The sequence below is a fragment of the Sedimentibacter acidaminivorans genome, from assembly GCF_017873955.1.
Taxonomy (GTDB): Bacteria; Bacillota; Clostridia; order Tissierellales; family Sedimentibacteraceae; genus Sedimentibacter; species Sedimentibacter acidaminivorans.
The window spans coordinates 642,223-665,755 of sequence record NZ_JAGGKS010000001.1; the positions used below are offsets into that span (position 1 = coordinate 642,223).

The window sequence follows — 23,533 nt, forward strand, 5'->3', positions numbered from 1 at the left end:
CAAGGAGATGATAGTTTGAAAACAGTATTAAAAAACGGCAAATTTTATGTAGAAAAAGGAAACTTTCAAGAAGCTATTTTTATTGATGATGGAATTATTAAACAGATTGGTTGCAATAATGAAATTCTCCTTAACAAAGCAGATATTGTAATAGACCTTGACGGAAAAACCGTATTACCTGGTCTCAATGATAGCCACATGCATATTTTATCAGTTGGTGCAGCCATGAATTCATGTAATTTAACATCTGCAAAATCTATTGAGGATACAATTCAAATAGGAAAAATTTTCTTAAAACAACACGAAAATACAATTGCTCTTCATGGTCTGGGTTGGAATCAAGACTATTTTACTTCTGGTGAAAAACGATTGTTAAACAGATTTGATTTAGATCAGATATCTAAAGATATTCCAATTGTTTATGAAAGAGTGTGTGGTCATGTTGCAGTAGGAAATACTAAAGCTTTAGAAATATTAAATATTGATGAAACCACAAATGTTGACGGTGGAGAAATTCAAATTGGTATTGACGGTAACCCAAACGGGATTTTTAACGAAAATGCAACAAGATTAGTTCAATCAGTTATACCAGAAAAAAGCAAGGAAGAAATAGAAAAAGAATTTATAAAAGCTGGAGAATACGCTTTAAGCGTTGGTATTACTTCTGTGCAGTCCTGTGATATCATGGATAAGAAATTCAAGAGCATGTTCGACATAATTCACAACATTTATGACAATAATAAACTTAAATTGAGATATTGTGCACAAAATAACTTTCAAAACATAAATGATTTTAAGAAATATCTTAATACTGAATTCATTAATGGTAAATATGATGAAAAATTTCTATCAAGAGGTGCTTTAAAACTTTTTAAGGATGGATCTCTTGGTGCTAGAACAGCATTAATGTTAAACGAATACAAAGATTCTCCAGGAAACAAAGGTGTAGAAGCACTTAACGATAAACAATTGCAGGAACTATGTGATTTAGCTTCCTCTCGCGGAATTCAAGTAGTCACTCATGCAATTGGAGATGGTGCCATTGAAAGTGTGATAAATGCCTATGAAAAAACTATGAAATCTAGACATAATCCTCTTCGCCATGGAATTGTCCACTGTCAAATTACAAGCTTGCAACAATTAGAAAGAATAGCTGATTTAAATATTTATGTTATGTACCAACCAATATTCTTGGATTATGATAATACAATTGTAGAATCGCGTGTTGGTGAAAAATTAGCAAGTACATCTTATGCTTTTAATACGCTTAATAATTTAAGAGCACCTATTAGTTTTGGAACAGATTCACCAGTAGAAGATTGTAATCCATTTCCAAATATTTATTGTGCCGTTACAAGACAAGGCTTGAATGGTAATCCATCAGGAGGTTTCAATCCTAATGAAAAAATGAAAATCGAAGATGTTGTAGATGCTTATACCATTGGAAGCGCTTATAATGAATTTAAGGAAGACTTTAAGGGTAGATTAAAACCAGGTTATGTAGCTGATCTAATAGTATTGGATAAGGATATATTTACCATTGAAAATAATCAAATTAAAGATATTAAAGTTGAACTGACAATGGTAAATGGAGAGTTTGTATACAAAAGATAAATTGTAAAAAATCCAGTTAACTAAATTAAATTTATGTTGACTGGATTTTTGAATATATTAGCTTTTTTCTAAAAGTTCCTTAACATAATTTGGAATAGCAAAAGCCCCTTTGTGAATATCGGTGTTGTAATATCTAGTAACAAGTCCTAATGAATTCCATCTATCTGCATCAAGGTCTGAAACAGGATCAAATGTTTTTGATGCAAATCCGAAAAGCCAATGTCCTGAAGCATATGTTGGTATATGAACTTGATAAACTTTTGATATTGGGAAAAATTCTTTAATTCTCTTATGCGACCTTTGCATAAGTCTAGCATACTCAGGATAAAAAGGACTTTCATGTTGATTAACAAGAATTCCATTTATTTTAAGTGCATTGTAACAATTTTTATAAAATTCACTTGTAAACAGCCCTTCACCAGGTCCTATTGGATCCGTGCTGTCAACTATTATTAAATCATATTCTTTTACCTTTTCACTTATAAATTTCAAACCATCTTCATAGTAAAGACTTACCCTAGAATCATCAAGTCCGCTAGTTGAATTAGGAAAATATTCTTTGCAAACATCAACAACAAGTTTATCAATTTCAACCATATCTATTTTTTTAATAGAATTATATCTTGTTAGCTCTCTAACTGTTCCACCATCTCCTGCACCTATAACTAATACATTCTCAATACTAGGATTTGTAGCCATTGGAACATGAACTATCATGTCATGATAAATGAACTCGTCTTTCTCTGTAATCATAATATAACCATCTAAAGTAAAAAATTTACCAAGTTCTTTTGTTTCAAAAACATCTATCCTTTGAAAATCACTCTTGCCTGAGTATAGTTGTTTTTCTATACGTACAGAAAACTTTACATCTTTGCTGTGATATTCTGAAAACCATAAATCCATTATAATCTCTCCTTACATTTTATCTAGATCAATATCTCTTGATTTCACTTCTTTTTTATTATAGATGTTAGTTCCACTAAATATTTCTATCATCTCGCGTCTAAGGTTATTAGAAATTTCTAGTCGCTCTCTTGGTGTAAATTCCCTAACATCTTTATTAAAAAAATAATCTTGAAGATTAAGCTCTTTAATCATCATTTTAGTATGGAATATATTTGATTGATATATATTAATATCACATATATCATACCCTTCTAAAGTTTTATTATCTATATAATCTTGGATAGAGGTTATATCATGGTCAATAAAAATTTTACTACCATCTTCTTCTCTAGTAAACCCCCTTACCCTATAATCTATTGTTATAATATCCGAATCAAAACTACCAATAAGATAATCTAATGCATTAAGAGGTGAAATCTGGCCACATGTAGATACATCAATATCAACTCTAAAGCTTGAAATAGATTGATCTGGATGATATTCTGGATAAGTGTGAACCGTTACATGGCTCTTGTCTAAGTGACCAACAACAGTATTTCTAGTTTCATATAAGCCCATCCCTAAATTGCATGATGGATCCAAAGAGCATCTTTCAACTGGCTCTTCTGATATAAGCATTGTAACACTTGCACCCTGTGGGTCATAATCTTGTTTTGAAATATTCAGCACATTTGCACCAATTATATCAGTAACATCTTTAAGAATATTTGTAAGTCTTTCAGAATTATACCATTCATCTATATAAGCTACATACTCATTCTGGTCTTTTTCGCCCTTTGCATAACAAACATCATAAATATTAAAGCTCAAAGTTTTTGTTAGATTGTTAAATCCATAAAGTTTTATCTTATTTGCCATGTTTTACTCCTTTTTCTTTTTCGATACTATTGTAGCTTAATATTAATTGAATTACAATGTAAATATTAGTATAATCATATAATTTTTGATAATATTTTTTGAGATTAAAACGATATATTTCTTTGATATAACAAAAATAAAAAACTTCTATTGATATTAGTTCAAAGTGTTGTTTTTGTCTTTAGATATGATATTCCTAACAGCGGGAATATTCGAAAAAAGTGTAACAATAATCAACATAATTAAAACTATAGTAATTGGTCTACCAAAAAGTGCAGAAATAAAATTACTTTCTGAAGAGGCCAATGATATAGCTCTCCTAAAGTTAGAGTCCATCATACCTCCTAGAACAATAGCTAAAGTCATTGGGGCTACAGAATAACCTCTTTTCCTCATGAAATATCCTACAATACCGAAAACAAACATTAAAATAACATCAAACATCCTATTATTCCCTGCAAATGAACCTACTACACATAATACGGTTACAATAGGCAACAGTATTCTCTTCGGAACAGTAATAATTTTCCCAATTTTCGGAGCAATTAATAGTCCTAAGAGGAGTAAAAACACACAAGCTATTAACCCAGCAGCTATAATAGCTTGAAACATTTCAGGGCTTTGTTTTAAAAACATAGGACCTGGTCTCAACCCATGAACATAAAATACTGACAAAATAATTGCTGTTACAGCATCACCTGGTACTGCTAGCGTAAGCATGGGAATTAAAGCTCCTCCTATACAAGCATTATTAGAAGACTCACTAGCAACAATACCTTCTACAGCACCATCACCAAATGGTTTAGAAGGATTCTTAATGATTTTTTTTGCAGTATTGTAAGCTAAAAATGATGCTACTGGGCCACCAGCCCCTGGTAATGCACCAACAAAAGTTCCAATTATAGAATAGTATAACGAATAAATCAAATGTTTTAAGATATCCTTCATCTTTACAACAGTTTTTGTCAATTTAGAGACCTCTGCCTCAAGATTTCCATCAGAAATATTTACCAATACCTCTGAAAGCCCAAAAAGGCCAATTAATGCTGGAACAGTATTAATTCCTGCTTGGAGGTCGTATATGCCAAAAGTCAACCGTGGAGTTCCCATAACAGAATCTATTCCTATTGTACTAACAAAAAGCCCAATCATAGCACTTATTAAACCTTTAGAAAAGTTATTCGTTGTTAGTGACCCAACAGTAGTTAATCCAAAAAATGCTAATAGAAAATAATCCATCGGAGTAAATTTTAATGCTAAACTTGTAATTGGTCTTGCAATCACCCATAATACTATTAAACCAAACATACTTCCAACAAAAGAATAAACAGTTGCATATTTTAATGCCTTATATGCTTCACCCTGTCTTGCAAGTGGATAACCATCTAATGCAGTAACAACTGATGATGGTGCCCCAGGAATATTAATTAATATGGATGAAATCGCACCCGAAAACACACCTACAACGTATACACCCATGATAGTGGCCATTGCATCTGTTGTAGACCATAAATATGTTATGGAAACAAGAAGTGCGGTTGCCATAGTTACAGAAAGACCAGGAATTGCACCAACAAATAAACCAGCTACTGCCCCTATTAAAACATAAAATACGTAACGAAAATCTAAAAAATATGAAAAAACATTAATGAATTCTGACATAACTACACACCTCCTTATGGTAACATTACATTAAGTAATACTGAAAACAAAAAATATATAATTACTGAAACAAGTATGGAAAGAAAAATTATAAAAAGTTTCCTTCGTTCTCCTAAAAGATATAACATATACCCTATAAACAAAATTGTTGATGGTATAAATGTAATTATTGGCATAATTATAATATAAACCATACATGCAATTACGGCTGATATAAGCTTCTTCCATGATACTTTCACATCATTTTCCACTGAAATACCTTCCTTAATTTGTCGTAGTCCATCTGAAAACAACAATATAGAAAGAAAAAAAAGGAATATAGATATTAATGCAGGAAATAAGTACGGAGACATTTTCCATTCAAGTTTCACAACTCCATAATGTTTTGTCAATGAGTATATAAATAGTCCAATGGACAATATAAAGAATAAAATACTTTCTTGACAACTTTTATTTGTTAAGAAGGGATTTTTTTTACTATTTTGCATACAAATCTCCTTAGTTTAATTTATAGCCGTCATTTATAATAAATTGACGGCTAGTTTTGTAATAGCTATTTGTTATTAATTAAGGTCTTTTGATGTTAAATTTTTCTGGGCTATTAGTAGCAGCACCAGCATCAAATATTAACCAACTAACTACAGACTCCCAATCTGAATAGAACTTTCTTGCAGATTCCTCATCTGGATATTTTTCATATAATGCATCAAGTGAATTTTCAGAAACGAAGTCAAGCCAATCAGCTTCTTTTACTGCACTATTCGTAGATTCTTTTAGTATTTTTTGAACATCTGCGGGTACGTCTTTATCAACTAAAAGAGATAAAGGTGTGAATGCTATATCCATATATTCCTTCGATTCTGGAATTATTTCAGAAAAAGTTGGAACATCTGGATAATTTGCTAGTCTTTCATTTGCAGAAACACCAATCAATTTCAAATCACCACTTTCAATATAACCCCTTACAGTTGAGAAGTTTGAATTTGTAAAATCCACCTGATCTCCCAATACAGCAACTATACAGTCACTTCCTCCAGTATAAGCAGTCATTGCCATATCTAAATCAAATTTATTATAAATTAAAGCTTGTACATGACCTGAACCACCAGGACCTGTATATGACATTTTTACTTTACCTGGGTTCGCTTTCATATCATCAACTAATTCTTGAAGAGTATTGTATTTTGATGATTTATTAACTACGATAACTTTTGGATCATTTGCTGTAACTATTATAGGTGAAAAATCTGCATAACTCATTTCTGATAAACCCATAGTTCTTTGTGTTCCTAAAGATTCTGCTGTAAACAGCACTGTATATCCATCCGAATCTGAATCTAAAACAGTTTTAGCACCTATCGAGCCCGAAGCCCCACCTTGGTTTACAACAGTTATAGTTTGACCAAGGCTCTTTTCCATATGAATTGCAAGTTGTCTACCAACTAAATCTGTAGTTCCTCCTGCACTGTATGGAATAATCATTGTAATCGGTTTTTCTGGATATTTAGTAGCATCAGACGGTGATGAATTTCCAGAACAACCAGTTAATCCAAGTATTAAAACTAATACAAGAACTAAAGATAATACTAATTTCTTTTTCATTATTAAGTCCTCCATTTTTAAAATAGTAATAAGCATTATTAAAATCGTCGTTACTTTATTAAATACCATTGTTTTCATAATAAAGACATTCTCCAGTAAACGTAACTTAATTAAGTATTTCCTGAATTATATTAACTTTATTTTAGTAATATCTAACAAAATATTATTATTGGAAGTATATATTATATTCAAACTATTTGTCAATACATTATGTTTATTATATTTAATTTATATCTATTTTGTATCAATTCAAATCAACTAACATATATACCAACCATATCTATTTACATGTTAGTAATTAAAGTATATAATAAAATTGATTTTACAACAAAAAACACAAAATTTTATTATGGAGGATTAATCATGTTCAAAGAAATGCGAAGAAGTGACAAAATGCTAAGTAATGAAGAAATGCTTGACATAATGAAAACCACTGAATTTGGAATATTATCTACAATTGGTAAAAATGGATTTCCTTATGGCGTACCTGTTAATTTTGTATACAAAGATAACTACATCTACTTTCATGCTGCTTTAACTGGACACAAATTGGAAAATATATCGTTCAACAACAAGGTTTCCTTTTGCGTTGTTAAAGATGTTGAATTAATTCCAGATGATTTTAATACCAAATTTAAAAGTGTAATAGCATTTGGTGAAGTAGAAGAAGTGTCAGAAGATAAGAAAAATGAAATTTTTATATTAATCCTAGAAAAGTTTTCGAAAGACTTCATGAAACCAGGTATTGAGTACGTTAAAAAATCTGGCTCTAGTGCAAAAATTTTCGCTATTAAGATAGAACATATAACTGCAAAAGGTAAAAAATAGTATTTTATATTTATAATTTGTTTATTAAAAAAATGACACTTTAGTTTTATAAAGTGTCATTTTATATTTACAATACTTTTTAATATGGTGAATACTGAACTTTTTCTAATTCTGGATCGTAAAACTCACCAAATAATTCTGAATCTATAAGTTGATCAGGTTTATCATACTCTCTTGAAACCCAAGTTACATTCATGTAATGATGTAAATGAATATTTTCAGAAGTTGCATTTCCAGCCCATGTACCGCAACCTATTGAAGAAGTCATAGGCATACCGTTGTTCATGCTACCTGAATTTGCCTTAGATTGTGGTTGACGAACCATAATACGTCCAACACGAGCAACCATTGCAAGTCTGTGAATGTGGTCATCATCAAATGAGAAAATACCAACAGAGTGACCTATTCCTCCAACTTCATGTATTGACATGATTGAATCTATAGCATTTTGGAATTCACCAGTATATTTATGAACAGCCAATAAAGTAGTTAATTTTTCACGACACCATATACCTTCATATGATGAGTTATAAACTCCTGTATCATATGATGCAATTAGGAACTTTCTGTCTTCTGGAATTTCAAATCCAGCAGCTTTTGCCATATCTTGAGGTGATAAAGCAACTGTATCTGAAAGTCTATGCATTTCTTTATCCCACATAGCATTTTTAACTGCTTCTTGTTCAGTTTCAGAAAGCTTATAACCACCAACTTCAACTAATTCTTTAAGCGCATCTTCCCAAATACTCTCATGAATAACAATGTTACCATCTGCAGAACAACCAGAACCAAAATCAGATGTTTTTGAACGCATTGTATTAAATGCAGCCTTATGCAAATCTTGACTAGCTGTTTCATCCCAAATCATAGTTGCATTACCAGCACCAACTGCATAAGAAGGAGTACCTGATTGATATGCACGACGTACAACCCCTTGTCCTCCAGTAGCAATAACCATATCACATTTAGTCATTAATGCTTCAGATGTAGCCTTATTTATTTTAGCTTTTTTACCTAGTATTTGAATTAAATCTTCAGGAGCTCCAACTCTCTTCAAACCTTCACGCATTAACTCTATAGTTCTTTGGCTTGTCTTTGCAGTACGAGGGTGTGGAGAAAAAATAATTGCATTTCTTGCTTTCAATGCATAAATTGCATTACCTGCTGGAGTAAGATCCGGATTAGTAGCTGGAATAATACATGCAATAACACCAACTGGCTTTGCATATTTAACAATTTTTTTCTCAGGAATTTCATCAATAATACCTACAGATTTTTCTCTCAAGCAATCACGAAGGATACCACGGATTTTAAATCTCTTAGCTTCACGGCTAATTGGATCCCCAAAGTTACTTTCTTCAATACCCATTGTAACTAATTCATGGAAATTTTTAGAATTTGCAACTATCTGTGCAACCGATTGAATCGTCCTATCAATTTGTTCCTGACTCCAAGTTTCAAACTCTTTTTGAGCTTTATCTGCTTTTGCAAATGCTTCATCAATTTCATTAGCTGCATCTTCATTAACTTTCAATTCAGCATAACGATCTTTCATATTATTTTGTCTACTCATTTTATTTCCTCCTTAAAATAATCAACTTAACTTCCCGCCTAACAATATCTAATTGAAATTATTATGATCACACACAACAATAATTTTATAATTATCGATTGCAAGCTGGTAATAAACATTTCAATATTTAAAGTTTGTTAATTTACTTTTATTGTATAATAAATATGTGAAAAAATCAATATAAATTTTAATATTTTTTTCAACGAATAAAAAAACTATCAATTTATGCTATGTTTTATTTGAATTAGTTTCATTCTATGGAATTTATATGTGTTATATAAATATCACAGATAGCAAAGTCAAACATTAATACATATATATTTACCATAATTACATGTGTTTATTATATCTTATTTAAGCAGCTATTCTTTTCACTATATTTTTCGCATAAAGACATATTTATATAATGCATGCAAAAAATACCTCTTTAAGTAGATAATTTTAATTGATTTACATTATCTACTTTGGAGGTATGATTTCTATTTTATAAGATTTTTTTTAATAGTTGATATTTTATAGTTTTCTTTTTTTTATTTCTTCTTCTTTTATATTTTCAGCTACCCTAAATTGTACAATATCACTAATCAGTTTTAATGGTAATGGTTTATCTAGAGGAAATTGAACTGCACCTTTTGAACTCTTATACTCATAAATTTTCTCTTTAAAATTTTCAATCCCACTAGTCCCAGGGTAAAACCCAATATGATTCTTATAAGCGGCAAAATGAACAAGATTCCCATATAAATAAAAAGTCGGCATCTGCCAGCTAATTTTCTCCTTAGCTTCAGGAGCAGCTTCTTTTATAGTTTTTCTCAGCATTTTGAGTTTTTCCTGTACTTCAACTGGAAATCGCAGTATATATTCATCAATTGTCTGAAAAGATTTTTTATTTTCTCCCATTATTCTGGTTTCTCCTAAATTTTCTAGTTATATTTATTATATGCCTGTGATTTTAATTTGCAAACTCTTCATAACATCCAATGCTGCTGTATTCAAATTACCATCATTACTTGCAACACATGTTGAATCTACAATGATTTGGGCTTCTGGCAAAGCAGCCTTTGCCAAAATGGCATTAGAAATTACGCAAATATTTGATACAACACCAACCAACTCAACTTGTTCATACTCATTTTGTTTAAGATACTCTGCCATTTCCATTGATCCAAATGTATTTTTTTCAAAACATCTAGTTTTATCATCACAAAAACCAGCGATTTTACCATATAACTCCCATCCATGTGTACCCTTTACACAATGTTGTATAGGAAGGTTTCTACCCTCCTGTGTATTAAGATAATCTATAGTGTGGGTATCAAAAGTAAACACTACTTCATCACCATTATTTTTATATTGCTCAATCTTAAGTGCTATAGAATCCTCCAGCTTTACCGCCTTTTCAAACCCAAGTGCCCCACTTACAAAATCATTCTGATAATCAATTACCACTAATATTTTTTTCATTTTATTCCTCCATTTTCCCAGACACGATTTCACTTCACCTGTCTTTTTTATTTATCGAGTTTTATTCAATATTCTTGCTTTATATTCTAATTCTTATATAGCAAATAATATTTTCAAATTGATAATCCATAATACACTACATGTTGGTTCGTAGTACTTATCTTCATAAAAAATCAAACAAATATGCGAGAAATATCTTCTTTAACGACTCGTCTTGTATGTACCTACTCTTTCAATTTAAAGTTGCTTATATACGTCTTTAACATCTGAGCCTGACTTGAGAGTTCTTCACTTGCAGCAGCACTTTCTTCAGCAGTAGCTGAATTTGTCTGAACAACAGCAGATATTTGTTCTACCCCTATATTAACTTGTGAAATTGACATAGCTTGTTCATTACTAGCTTCAGCAATAAACTGAATAATCTCATCTGACTTTTTAGTTCCTAAAACAATTTCTTCAAGAGATCTTGCAGTCTCACTAACTATCTTAGTTCCTTTTTCAATCGAAATTAAAGAACCTTCTATCAAAACTGCTGTATTTTTTGCACTCTCTGCAGATTTTCCAGCAAGATTCCTAACCTCTTCTGCTACTACAGCGAATCCCTTACCAGCTGAACCTGCTCTAGCTGCCTCAACAGCTGCATTAAGTGCAAGTATATTAGTTTGAAATGCTATATCATCAATATTTTTAATAATTTTACCTATTTCACTAGATGCAGTACTTATTTCATTCATAGCATTAATCATTTCTTGCATTTGAGCTTGTCCACGATTTACATATAAACTTGATTCCGAAGAAATTTTCTTAGCATTTTCTGTTTTTTCTGCAGTTTTTCTTATTTGAGTTGAAACTTCGTGAATAGTTGCTGATAGTTCTTGAATTGAACTTGCCTGTTCAGTTGAGCCTTGAGCAAGTGATTGTGAACCAGAAGAAACTTGTCCTGCACCATTAGCTACTTCAATTGAAGATAAATTTATTTGTGTTAGTATATCATTTAACATACTAGATGTATCGATTAATGCTTCTTTAATTATTGCAAAATCACCATCATATGAGTTTTTAAAATTTAATTGTAAATTTCCTTTTCCTAGTTCTTCTAAAAGACCAGATATTTCTCTTATGTAATCTATATAAATCCTTAATCTGTTAGTTAATAACTTCATGGAATTAGCTAACTCTCCGACCTCATCCTTAGTCTCAATATTAATTACCTCATCTAAATTTCCCTTTGCCAACTCATTAGTTACTTTGTTTAACTTTCTTATTGGAATAACAATACTAAGAATTATATATAAACCAAAACCAATCGTAATGCCTAAGCATACCAAAACAATCAAAACCATTCGCCTAATAGAATCACTAATTTGATTTTCTACAATACTTTTTTGTTCACCTATATAAGTATCAATGAAATCTGTATAGTTACCTGTTCCTATAATCCAATTAAATGGCTTAAATAAAAGAGAATAGCTGCGCTTTGGTGATGGTTCAGTTTCACCATCTTTAGGAAATTCATAGTCAGCGTAACCTCCTCCATCTTGCATTCCTGCAGCTTTTATTGCTTGAATATAAGCAACCCCATTAGCATCTGTTGCATCTGCTCTGTTTTTTCCTTCTGTATCTTTTCCAAGCAAAACAACACAAGTTCCATCCAAAGTATCTGCCCAAAAATAACCACTCTCACCGTACTTTAACTGTCTAAGTAAATTAGCGCCTAACTTTTCTGCCTCATCATATGTATATATACCTTTAGTATATAAGTCATACACACTTTGAAGCATTGAATGTGTATTTTGGACTTGCTCTTTAATATTTGTATCAAAATTTCCTCTAATCTGTTTTTCAAGAGTATTTAAAGACAAATCTTTTTGATTGTTCATTTCAAAAATTGACATTATACCTACAAAACAAATTGTAAGGATAACTATCATTAGAAGTATTACCATTTTTGTTCTTATTCTTAATGATTTCATGAAACATCTCCTTTCAAATTTAAATGTTAAATCGCTATATTGTAACATCGATAATTTAATCATACAATAAAATTAGTAAATGAAATTATTGGTAAGTTTAAATTTGAAATTTTTAAATATACTATATTTCTTCCCTTAATAAATTAACCTTAAATAAATATAGTATAATATCAAAAAATTATTATCTTATTGTCAATTATTTTCTGGTATAAACAATAGATTATTATTCGTTCTTTCATCATTTAATATAGCCATTACATAGTTTCTAATATTGCAGGGCGGAAGATTTTTCAACAAATTAAAACCTTTAGTATCTAACAAATCGTCTAATGCTTCATTTCTAAAACCAGAGAAATACCTCTTGTTAATTTCCGAAACAACACTAAACACTTCATTTTTTTGTTCCTCGCTCAGTTCTTCTAAATCACCTATACAAGTTTTCTGATTCTTGCAACAATTTCGCTTAAAAAATTCTTCTGAATATTTTTCAAAATTAATAAGTGCTTCATCATTAATTTTATTCATAAAAGCATACTTTTCCATGTCTAGTTTTTGTGTTCTATAGTTATATCCTTTATTCGGTAAATATTGAATTTCTCCATATTGATGTGGATAAACCACTAAACAGCTTGTTGCAATATCATATAATATCTTATCTCCATAATTATGAGACTTAATATCTTGCAAATGTATGTGACCTGTCAATACTACATCTATATTGCATTTATGAAAAACTTCTAAACATTCCTCACTATTGCAAATAGTATAATCTTTATTAATTATTTTACTATGGTGTATCAAATTATGATGCATTACAGCTATAAGAGATGCATTGTTATTTTCTGCAAGCTTTGAACATTTCTCTATCCAATACAATGTTGATGTTTTAATAGACCCTCCAACATCAGGATAATCATTTGTAGAATCAATCATCAACAGCCATTTCTTTTCAGTTGGTGCAACTAAATAGCTAAGCGATTCTTTATCTAGTGATATTGCATCGTTATATCCATAATCTGCATAAATTTTAGTAAATGACTCTTTTGTTATACTTTGCGAATTAAGTGACTTATCTTTATAAAAATACATAGAGTTACCATTCATAATATCATGGTTGCCAGGTATAACAAATATACTCGTACCTTCTTTTTCAATTTCTTTAAATTTTTTTGATAAATCAAGGTGACTTTCTTTTAAACCATTACAAGTTAAATCACCAGCTACTAATATAAAACTAGGTTTTTTCTCTATAACGTTTTCTTTTATAGCATTAATAAAATCATATGTGTATTGAACTAGTTTATCTCCAGACATAATAAAACTATTAAAGGCCTTTCCATTGTCATGAGCTTTCTTAGAGATAAAATGAGGGTCTGATATAATGAAAAAAAGAAACTCGTCATCTGACTTGATTAAATTAGAATGTGCAGTACTTTTAGATTCTAAAAATTTCATAGTTATTATAATTAATATTATTGCTAAAATAATTACAATAAGCATTTTTCTCACAAACAATCACCTTCCATAGATATATTTATATTAAAAATAAAGCCACTAATATTTATTATATTATATACCCTAATCACTAGAAAAGTAACATAAATTATTACAATAAATGAATTTAGACAAACACCTACCTTACGAAACAAATTTAAAAGATTTTTAATCCTAAAGAATAAATCACATATTGTAAACACCATTCATATTATAACTCTATAACACTGTGAAAGGAATGAATAAATTGTATAATTTTAATAAACCATATATAAATCCCCACAATATTAACACGCCAATGTGTGGTTCAGAATATTTTTATAATATCAGTAAAATATACCCATACCCTTTTGGGGTAAATGTTACTATGTATGACTCTGAATTTTCTAAGCAATCAGTAATGTTTGATGATTACGGTCCAGAACCCTTTGTTGTTAACATTGATGAAGCCACTAAACAAAACAATGCATTTCGTAGAGCTTTATGGACAGGAGACAATTTACAGGTAACTTTAATGAGTATCGAAGTTGGTGAAGATATAGGTTTAGAGGTTCACCCAGAACTAGACCAATTTATACGTATAGAAGAAGGTAGCGGGATAACTAAAATGGGAGATAATAAAGATAATTTAAATTTTCAAAAAGATGTATATGATGATTTTGCATTCATTATACCTGCTGGTAAATGGCACAACCTTATTAATACAGGAGATAAGCCACTGAAACTGTACTCTATTTATGCACCACCTCAACACCCAAAGGGTACAATCCATGAAACTAAAGCAGATGCTGAAGCTTCAGAATAAAGATAAGTTAAGGGAGACATTTATATGTCTCCCTTAACTTATCTTTATTTATATAGAACTACATATAAAATATAACCAACTAAACCAAATAACAGATACTATATTTCTATTGAATTCAACTGCTTTAAGTTTACAGATATTTTTTATCACTACCAATCTATTTTATTCTATTTTTATTTTCTTATATTTTCTATTTTCATATGCATTAAAACCATACATAATAATACCACAACCCAAAGCAATAAAAAAAGTTATTACCCATACATTTTTTATTGGGTTATTTAGCAAATACTTTCCTACTATTACCGGCCCCATTGCCTGCCCACTTCCAGATATAATGCCATATAATGAATTAAATCTCGCCCTATGTGACTTTGGAGAATTATTAGCAATATAAACTCCTACATTTGTTGCATGAAGTATCTCCCCTATTGTCCATATTATAGTTGAGATAATCATCATCTTAAATGACTTAACATAGTACAACATACCTAACCCTACGGCCCAAAATATTGCTGACAATGCTACATTAAAAGAGGCATCGAATTTTTTAGTATACCCTATTATAAAAATTGTCATTATAACTACAACAATACCATTTGTACTCATGAGGGCACCAAAAATTCTAGGTCCATCATTAAAACCAAATATGGCATTTGAATACAGTGGTAAAGAAAAATGAACTTGTGAATATGAAAAGGAAATAAGAATTGAAATTATTCCAAAAACTAATATTTGTGGTCTTTTTAGCAATGCTTGAATAGCTGAACCTTCTTCTGCACGTTCAAAATCATCAACCAAAATTTCTTCATCAATAACATACTGAGGCTTTGTTTCTGGAACGTTTATAAATATTATAATCACAGCTAATATTGTGGTAAGAGCATCACCAATAAATAATAAAGGTAAGTAATTTCTATATAAAAATCCTGCAATTAAAGGGCCTATAGAAAAACCAATATTGCCTCCAAGATATAAAAGCGAAAATGCCCCTTGCCTGTTATTTTTGTCTGATAAATCTGCTGTCATTGCAGCACTAGAAGTTTGCGCTGCACCAGAAAAAAATGAAGCCATCAATAAAAGCACTGGAACTATCATTGACAACTCAATGAATCCACATACCAAAAAACACAAAGCTTGCATAAGTGTTAATATACACAAAGTATTTTTCCTATTGAAGCGGTCTGATAAATATCCACCAATCATGGATGCAGGCACAAACATAGATGTTGAAATTGTAACAAAAAAACCAGCCTCTCCTGTTGATAAACCAATCTTATCTGTCAACAATAAAGTTATTAACGGTCCTACAAAAGCGCCCATAGAATTAATAATTCGTGACAAAAAAATATAATATATAGGCTTAGGAAGGTTCCTATAATCATCAAAATACCTCTTTGAATATTTTAAAATTTCAACTCACATCCTTTTTTCTAGCGATGAACAAATATGATAACAATATATGATTCGTTATACAAATAATTCCATATATAATTTATATTATCCTTTGATTCTATAAACTTGTCAACTAAAATCTTTAAAAATTCAAGCTTTGAGCATATCTTTCCATTTATCTACTTTTGCAATGTTAGTTATTTTTAGAAACGTTCTTTTGATATGCAATTCTTTCATCACCACTCTCTAAATAAATAATTCCACACTTAGTATAACCTGTCTTTTCTAATAATTTTTGCATTGGAATATTATCACGATGAGTATCTATACGTATATTTCCACACTGCTTAAAACACCAGTCCAAGCAAAATGTTGCAACCCCTCGTTTACCATCAACAGAAGCAATTCTATGAATTACACCATAAGAGTGATTATCAAGCCACTGTCCTTCATAAATTTTTGCATAAGTAGGCTCTTCGCCTACTATATAATAGAATGTTCCTACAATTTCATCATCTTCAATACACACGAAACTATTTCCACGTTCTACATCACATTCAATTAAAGATATCTCAGGGTATTCTTTTCCCCATTGATTTGGATTTCCATTATCTTTCATGAACTTTTTTGCTGTCGAATATACTTTCATTATTGTATTTATTTCGTTAGGCTTAGTTTTTCTAATATGCATAAAGTTTCCCTTCCTTCTTTTTAGGTTGATTTTAAGATACTAAAAAACATTTGTCAACTTATTTCTAAAAAAATGCATAAAATGATAGCAACCAATATATAATTGATTGCCATAATTAATTATTTGAAATGTAAAAATAATTATCTAAAAACTTTTAAATATATCCCTTTTAGCACCGCAAACTGGACATTTTTCAACGTTATCTCCTATTTCAGTATAACCACATATTGGACATACATAAATTTTTTCATCTCCAATATCTTTTTTATTTTTTGCTGAAATTTGTGCATCAGCAAACATCTTTGCGTGTATTTTCTCAGCTTCTAACGCATAGTGAAATGCTTTGTATGCATCTTTTTCATCTTGAAATTTTGCAGTTTCTAGATAAACTGGATACATTTGTTCTATTTCATGCAATTCTCCATTTATTGCACCTTGAAGATTTTCAACTATATTAGTATGACCGAATACAGCACCTGCTGCTACAGTATTATCACCTGCTTCATCTTTAAGTACGTTAAAATGGTTTTTAGCATGAGCCCACTCTGCGTAAGCGACAGCATCAAAAAGTCTTCCTATGTTAGGATAGCCGTCCTTTTTCGCTGATTCACCCCATATGAGATATCTCATATGAGCCATACTTTCTCCACCGTATGCTGAACGTAAGAAGTCCGCAGTCATTGCATTTTTAACTTTCATTATATGTACCTCTTCTTTTTATAATTAAATATCATTTAATATTATTATTTTAAAAGAAGAATTTTATTCTAAAAATTATAATTTAATTTTTCTATCTAAAAATAATATATTATATCACTCTAATTACTTTTAAGTAACAAAGCTAATTTATTATTTTAACTTATATAAATTTTTTTCAATATCAAAAATTATTTCTTCCCCATTATTTACAACAATACATGGTAACCCTACCCTATTGTTTAACTTTATTTCATTAAAAACTTCATAATTGTCTCTGAATTTTAAAAATCTTTTCAGATTAAACATATTTTCAGTAATGTCTAAATATAAATAACTTATATCATTTTGCAAAAGTAACTCTTTTGCTGGTGAACATTCTGGTCAATGCTTACTTCCAAACATCAAATTTTTTTTCATTTTTACCCTCACTAACTATTTTAATAACAATATTTTGATTATGGATAGTAATAAGAAAGACAGCTTACTAATACTGTCTTTCTTATTTACTATCATTATTATGCTAACCATTATATCATTTTTCATTATAATTATATCGATATCCGATATATCTGTCAATATTTTTACAAATTCAACAATAACACATAATAATAAATATTTTGTTAATATTAATTGAAACGTTGATGTACCATATCCATTCCCTTTCAACTTACTTAGAAAACGAAAGGCCTAAGGATAATTTTTTTACCAATTCAAATTATGAGCTTTGCTTCTTCCACCCAAAATCGATTGAATTATTTACTAAAAATAAATTATACTCTTTTTATTTCTACATTAACTTCTGGTTTAGTTTTAACATTTTCTATTTTTGCTGCTGAAATTTTAATTGCACATTCTATCAGCAAACAAGAAACTAAGCCAAAAACTGCTATTATTTTGAACCCCGATGTATATGTTCCTGTTATGTCACGCAAGCCACCAATTATAGGAGACACAATTGCCTGACCTATAAAAAAAGCTGCCATCAGTTCTCCACACACTTTATCATAGTTTTTGATACCAAAAGATTCCGTAGCAACAGTAGCAGGGATAGAGCCATATAACGGGTAAGCAACTGCTACCAAAATCACTGGAATTATAACATGAATTGTATCAATTTTATTATAAAATAGCAGCACACATATTATTCCTATAAAAAATGCAGAATGTAAATAAACAATATAAATTTTATTTCCAAATTTATCAGCTATATTTCCTGAAACCATAGTTGCTATAGTAGCAATTATCATAAAAATACTTATATATTTTGAAGATGCGAGTGCGGACATACCGTTAGATTGCCAAAACGATGGTACAAATGTTTTAAAACCTACTATCAAAGTTCCACATAATAGCATACTGATAAGCAACATCCAGAATGAAGCGCTTCTATGTATTTCTCTCATAGTCAACGAATTAGCATCTAATGTTAATGGTTCATTTGAAAAATTTTGTTTTATATCTATATAGTTACTCTTTACCTTGTTTTCTTTAAGAATAATCAAATTAATAGGAATTGCTATGAATAGGTGTAGCGCTGCAAAAATAAGGTATGTTGAACGCCAACCTATACTTTCAATCAAAATTCCAGAGATATACATCATTACTGCACTGCCGAATGCTGCACCACTAAACACTATCCCTATTACAGTTGCTTTTTTGTCCTTAAACCACTGCGAAATTATAGTTGCGTTACTAGTATGTGTACCAAGTCCAAACTTGACTCCCCCTATAATACTACCAATATATAAAAGCACTATTCCATTAGCCATAGCTGAGATCGAATAATGCAATATACCTGCAATAGAAGCTATAAAAATCATCATTCTTGCTGATATTTTTTTACTAAGTTTGCCTACCATCAAGCTAAAAACAAAACCGGTCAATGAACAAAATGTTACATTTAGTGAAACCTGACTTACAGGTACATTTAATGACTTAATTAACTGCGGTATAAAAAGTCCTGCTGTACCAAGTGTACCCAGGTGTATAAACATAATTACGAAACATCCAATCGCTACTCGAATTCCGGTTTTCTCAAATTTATTTTCCATCATTATTAATTCCTTTCATTATGACGAACTGTATTAGCGCGCACATTCTTTATTTTGAGTGTCTAAATTTTTGTCATACATACTACATACTACATACTACCATATTATCATTAAATTTAGTAAAGTGCAACTATTACTTTAGCATTTTTTATAATTTTGTAGACATTTTTATATGCTGTTAATTAATTCCATAATAAAAACCTCTAGACTGAAGCATATGATTTTAATCAGTTTAGAGGTTTTCATAATAATTGCTTAAAACTAATATAGTTTTAAGCAATTATAATAATAAATGTTTCCAGTATTCATATATTTTATCTAACACAGGATTAATATTTTCCACATCACGTGTCTTAACTAAATCCAACAATGCTTTACACACATTGGCTATCTCCTCAGTCTTACCTTCCTTAATAGCAGATCTTATACCACCCATTCGAGAGTATTTTGAGATCTTCATAATAACAGTATTAATCTGATACATATACCTATTATCACTGACTTTAGCTAATGTATCGTGGAACTCTTTGTTGGCTTCGTAGATAGCTTTTTCGTCATCAGGATGATTTTTAATTGTATCACATAAAAAAACATAACATTCCTGAAGATCATCAATATCTTTTTCTATTGCTTTAAAAACTGCCATATGCAGTACTGCACGTAAATTTGATAATTTAAACTCCAGAAGCTCACTCATATCTCCATTTTGCATAATAACACCATACACCATAGGGTCAAGCATTTTTTGACTAAATTCTTTTGCTATAAAAGTTCCTTCAGATTGTTTAACTTCTAGAACACCAAAAGATTCAAGTATCTTTGTAGCTTCTCTAACAGAATTCCTTCCTACCCCTAAACTTTCACTGAACTCTATTTCTGTTGGTATCTTGCTTCCAGGTTTCAATTCACCTGAAATAAGAGCATCTGTAATTCTGTCTATTATTAATTGCGAAACTGATCCTTTTTTTATTGGTACTAACATATTTTCCATTGACATTTTATCACCACTTTATATTTTATCTTTTAATAGAAATGAATTTCTGTAATGTATTACATACTACATTACATTAATTATACATCAACAGCAACATATAATGCAATGCTTTTTTCTTATATTGTATTTTAATTACCTTCTAAAAAGAATGCATAATACCTTGACTTTTATACTAGACAGAGTATTATGCATTTCTTTTATTTATTGATACATAATTATCTTATGGGGTAATAACAATTTTAATTTGGTCGCTTGTTCCACTATGAAGCTCTTCAAAACATTCCTGAATTTCATTCAAACCAATATTCTTTGTAATATATTTTTCTATATTGAAAGGTTGATATGCTAGTAATTCTAGAACCTTATCAAACACTATAGATGATCCAAATGTACCAATCATGGTTATGTTTTTCATTATAAGCTTAAGTGCGTCTATAGGCACTTGCTTATATGAAACACCAACAAACATAAGAGTTCCCATTTCCTTAATTACGTCCAGACTCATGTTTACAGAAGCCGGGATTGCAGTACATTCAATAACTTTATCAAACCCTCCGTTTGTTACATCTTTCAATAGCTGCACTATTTCAGAATTTCTTGCATCAAACACTTCATTTGCAACTCCAACTTCTTTCGCTTTTAATATTCTCTTATCATTTACTTCTGTCATAGCAATATATGTTGCGCCCATAACCTTTGCCCATTCAGCACATAAATGTCCTATGATACCTGCACCTGTAACAAGCACCTTATCCCCATACTTAATATTTGCTTTTAGTAAAGCATTATATGCAATAGCAGTAGGTTCTAACATATTTGCAGTATCATCACTTATTGTATCAGGTAGTCTTCTTAAATAATCTGCTGCTGCTGAAAAATATTCTGCATATCCTCCTTGAGCAACAACTCCTGGTGTTGAGTTATATCCTCTAGGACCTTTTGGAATAACAACAACTCTTTCACCAATTTTAAAATTACTTTTTCCAGGATCAACAACAATTCCACAAAATTCATGTCCCATTACAAGCCCAATCTTTTTTTCATTGCTCCACATGTGAACATCTGAACCACATATTCCAACCTTACTTACCTTAATTAGCACATCATCATCATATACTATTTTAGGCATTTCAAAATCTTTTACAACTAACTTATTTACTTCCTCTAATACACATGCTTTCATATATTAATCCTCCTAATTTTTAAAATCAATACGGATTTTTATTTTTTCTTAACCCCTGCAAATGCTGCAGTAGGTGGTGACATTGCCTCTTTATCACACTGAACATTGACAATACCTGGCAAACCAGAATCTCTAACTTTACGAATAGCCGGAATTATATCTTCGATTTTTGTAACCTTAACACCAACTCCACCCCATACTTCAGCCATTTTTTCGTACGATCTCATTTCTGCTAATGTTGTAGCACAATGACCATGTTCTTTAATATACTCTTCTCTCTTAGCCTGTTCTGAAAGTTTTATCATTCCCCATGATGAATCATTGCTAATTACACAAACTATAGGAACTCCATGTCTTACAAATGAATCAAATTCCATCGAATAGAAACCAAAACTACCATCACCGGTGTAATATAATACAGGTTTTTTATCTCCAGCCCATGCTCCCAATGAAAATCCAGGGCCTACTCCTATTGTCCCTAATGGACCGTATCTAACAACTTGCCCGGGATAACGAGCTACTGAATTAGCATCCATCCAACTTGCTGCATCTCCACCATCACAAATTACATGCCATTCCTGTGCTTCTTCATTAACAAATTTAGCGACTTCTGCAGCAATTCTACCAGGATGTACTGGAGTTATTTCAGATTTTGCAGCCTCTATATAAGGAGCTTTCATTTTTAATGTAATAGCTTTTGCTTCTTCAACCCATGCCGTATCAGTAATAGGTGATGTCTTAGCCTTTACAATATCTAAAATCTGTTTTGCAGCCGCACTTGCTCCTGCGATAATTGCAACATCAGCCGGTGCATTATATCCAACTTTTTTTCCATCAGGATGAACCATTATACGATATGCACTGCTGTTAATTCTTGGTGCTCTGCCTTTTCCAATTTTATAGCTATGATCTACGCCAAGTTCTAGTACTACATCAGCAGCAGCCATTCCGCCATCTCCAATTGTAAATAACTCATTTTTACTTTCATCAGCATACAAACCCCTTGATGTTATCATGGCAAATGTAGGAATTTTTAAATAGTTCGCCAACTCTTCAACTTCTTTAGCATATTCTGCAGAAAATCTAGCAGCTTCTCCGATAATCATTGCAGGTTTTTTTGCTGCAATAAGAGCATCTGCTGCTTTTTCTATAAGACCAGTCGCTCCAAAACCATGTTCTGTAGCTCTATAATCTCTTGGCCAATAAATCGTATCTTCTTCATATGAACCATGCAAAATATCCGCGGGAATTTCTAGATAGACTGGTCCCGGTGTTCCATCAAGAGCATTTCTAAATGCCATTGCAACATATTCAGGTACTCTGTTCGCGTGATAAATTCTACGTGACCATTTACAAAATGCACTCATACATTCAAAACTCGCAACATTCTGAAGTGGACCAGTTTCATTTTCTATAAGAGGAGAACCTCCACCAATATGAATAACTGGAATACCTGTTTCAAAGGATTCTGCCATAGCTGTTGTAGCATTTGTCACTCCAGGTCCTGCTGTTGTAATTAAAACACCTGGTCTGCCTGTTACTTTAGCATATGCATCTGCTCCATAACCACCAGAGCATTCATGCCTTACATCTATAATTTTAATTCCTTCTTCTCTGCAACCATAAAGTATTGGCATTATATGCCCACCTGATAGTGTGAACACACATTCCACACCTTCTTTTTTTAACGCTTTTGCGAACAATTGTCCGCCATTCAATTTTGCCATCATTTCTCCTC

General features: G+C 30.9%; 21 protein-coding genes. 3 read left to right on the plus strand and 18 right to left on the minus strand.

The window, feature by feature from the left end; genetic code table 11:
- Positions 1-15: 15 nt before the first annotated feature.
- Complete coding sequence (locus J2Z76_RS02930) at positions 16-1,614, plus strand: amidohydrolase (protein ID WP_209510479.1); 1,599 nt, start codon at positions 16-18, stop codon at positions 1,612-1,614.
- Between the two features lie 57 nt (positions 1,615-1,671).
- Here J2Z76_RS02930 and speE read toward each other — a convergent pair whose 3' ends face one another.
- The 5 genes from speE to J2Z76_RS02955 form a co-directional block, all read right to left on the minus strand.
- A complete protein-coding gene (speE, locus tag J2Z76_RS02935; RefSeq protein ID WP_209510480.1) occupies positions 1,672-2,520 on the minus strand; it encodes a polyamine aminopropyltransferase in 849 nt (282 codons plus the stop codon).
- A gap of 12 nt (positions 2,521-2,532) precedes the next feature.
- Entirely contained in the window at positions 2,533-3,381 is an 849-nt protein-coding gene (gene speD / locus J2Z76_RS02940; protein WP_209510481.1) for an adenosylmethionine decarboxylase, read from the minus strand.
- A gap of 156 nt (positions 3,382-3,537) precedes the next feature.
- Entirely contained in the window at positions 3,538-5,043 is a 1,506-nt protein-coding gene (locus J2Z76_RS02945; RefSeq protein ID WP_209510482.1) for a tripartite tricarboxylate transporter permease, read from the minus strand.
- A 14-nt stretch (positions 5,044-5,057) separates the two neighbouring features.
- Positions 5,058-5,531, minus strand: coding sequence for a tripartite tricarboxylate transporter TctB family protein (locus J2Z76_RS02950; RefSeq protein ID WP_209510483.1), 474 nt, complete (start codon positions 5,529-5,531; stop codon positions 5,058-5,060).
- Between the two features lie 79 nt (positions 5,532-5,610).
- Complete coding sequence (locus tag J2Z76_RS02955; RefSeq protein ID WP_209510484.1) at positions 5,611-6,645, minus strand: tripartite tricarboxylate transporter substrate binding protein; 1,035 nt, start codon at positions 6,643-6,645, stop codon at positions 5,611-5,613.
- Positions 6,646-7,008: 363 nt separating this feature from the next.
- Here J2Z76_RS02955 and J2Z76_RS02960 point away from each other — a divergent pair, with 363 nt between their 5' ends.
- Positions 7,009-7,473, plus strand: coding sequence for a pyridoxamine 5'-phosphate oxidase family protein (locus J2Z76_RS02960; RefSeq protein ID WP_209510485.1), 465 nt, complete (start codon positions 7,009-7,011; stop codon positions 7,471-7,473).
- A gap of 79 nt (positions 7,474-7,552) precedes the next feature.
- Here the strand turns inward: J2Z76_RS02960 and J2Z76_RS02965 are convergent, their stop codons facing one another.
- The 5 genes from J2Z76_RS02965 to J2Z76_RS02985 form a co-directional block, all read right to left on the minus strand.
- On the minus strand, positions 7,553-9,046 hold the full coding sequence (locus J2Z76_RS02965; RefSeq protein WP_342455004.1) for an aldehyde dehydrogenase family protein: 1,494 nt from the start codon (positions 9,044-9,046) through the stop codon (positions 7,553-7,555).
- Positions 9,047-9,559: 513 nt separating this feature from the next.
- Positions 9,560-9,946 (minus strand): iron chaperone, encoded by a 387-nt coding sequence (locus tag J2Z76_RS02970; RefSeq protein ID WP_209510486.1) that lies wholly within the window; start codon positions 9,944-9,946, stop codon positions 9,560-9,562.
- 36 nt (positions 9,947-9,982) lie between these two features.
- Positions 9,983-10,510 (minus strand): cysteine hydrolase family protein, encoded by a 528-nt coding sequence (locus J2Z76_RS02975; protein WP_209510487.1) that lies wholly within the window; start codon positions 10,508-10,510, stop codon positions 9,983-9,985.
- A 224-nt stretch (positions 10,511-10,734) separates the two neighbouring features.
- Positions 10,735-12,483 carry a methyl-accepting chemotaxis protein gene (locus J2Z76_RS02980; protein ID WP_209510488.1) on the minus strand — a complete coding sequence of 583 codons (1,749 nt, stop codon included), beginning with the start codon at positions 12,481-12,483 and terminating at the stop codon, positions 10,735-10,737.
- A gap of 192 nt (positions 12,484-12,675) precedes the next feature.
- Positions 12,676-13,983 (minus strand): metallophosphoesterase, encoded by a 1,308-nt coding sequence (locus J2Z76_RS02985; RefSeq protein WP_245210304.1) that lies wholly within the window; start codon positions 13,981-13,983, stop codon positions 12,676-12,678.
- Between the two features lie 232 nt (positions 13,984-14,215).
- Between J2Z76_RS02985 and J2Z76_RS02990 the strand changes: the two genes are divergently transcribed.
- Entirely contained in the window at positions 14,216-14,782 is a 567-nt protein-coding gene (locus J2Z76_RS02990; RefSeq protein ID WP_209510490.1) for a cupin domain-containing protein, read from the plus strand.
- 162 nt (positions 14,783-14,944) lie between these two features.
- Here J2Z76_RS02990 and J2Z76_RS02995 read toward each other — a convergent pair whose 3' ends face one another.
- The 8 genes from J2Z76_RS02995 to J2Z76_RS03030 all read right to left on the minus strand — a co-directional run bounded on the left by J2Z76_RS02995 (position 14,945) and on the right by J2Z76_RS03030 (position 23,522).
- Positions 14,945-16,126, minus strand: coding sequence for an MFS transporter (locus J2Z76_RS02995; protein WP_280922354.1), 1,182 nt, complete (start codon positions 16,124-16,126; stop codon positions 14,945-14,947).
- Between the two features lie 244 nt (positions 16,127-16,370).
- Positions 16,371-16,868, minus strand: coding sequence for a GNAT family N-acetyltransferase (locus J2Z76_RS03000; protein ID WP_209510492.1), 498 nt, complete (start codon positions 16,866-16,868; stop codon positions 16,371-16,373).
- Between the two features lie 144 nt (positions 16,869-17,012).
- A complete protein-coding gene (locus J2Z76_RS03005; RefSeq protein WP_209510493.1) occupies positions 17,013-17,567 on the minus strand; it encodes a rubrerythrin family protein in 555 nt (184 codons plus the stop codon).
- 150 nt (positions 17,568-17,717) lie between these two features.
- Positions 17,718-17,918: a glutaredoxin gene (locus J2Z76_RS03010; RefSeq protein WP_245210281.1), complete on the minus strand. Its 201-nt coding sequence runs from the start codon at positions 17,916-17,918 to the stop codon at positions 17,718-17,720.
- Between the two features lie 419 nt (positions 17,919-18,337).
- Complete coding sequence (locus tag J2Z76_RS03015) at positions 18,338-19,618, minus strand: MFS transporter (protein WP_209510494.1); 1,281 nt, start codon at positions 19,616-19,618, stop codon at positions 18,338-18,340.
- A 280-nt stretch (positions 19,619-19,898) separates the two neighbouring features.
- Entirely contained in the window at positions 19,899-20,615 is a 717-nt protein-coding gene (locus J2Z76_RS03020) for a FadR/GntR family transcriptional regulator (RefSeq protein WP_209510495.1), read from the minus strand.
- 217 nt (positions 20,616-20,832) lie between these two features.
- On the minus strand, positions 20,833-21,795 hold the full coding sequence (locus J2Z76_RS03025; protein WP_209510496.1) for a zinc-dependent alcohol dehydrogenase: 963 nt from the start codon (positions 21,793-21,795) through the stop codon (positions 20,833-20,835).
- 38 nt (positions 21,796-21,833) lie between these two features.
- Positions 21,834-23,522: a thiamine pyrophosphate-binding protein gene (locus tag J2Z76_RS03030; RefSeq protein ID WP_209510497.1), complete on the minus strand. Its 1,689-nt coding sequence runs from the start codon at positions 23,520-23,522 to the stop codon at positions 21,834-21,836.
- Positions 23,523-23,533: the final 11 nt, after the last annotated feature.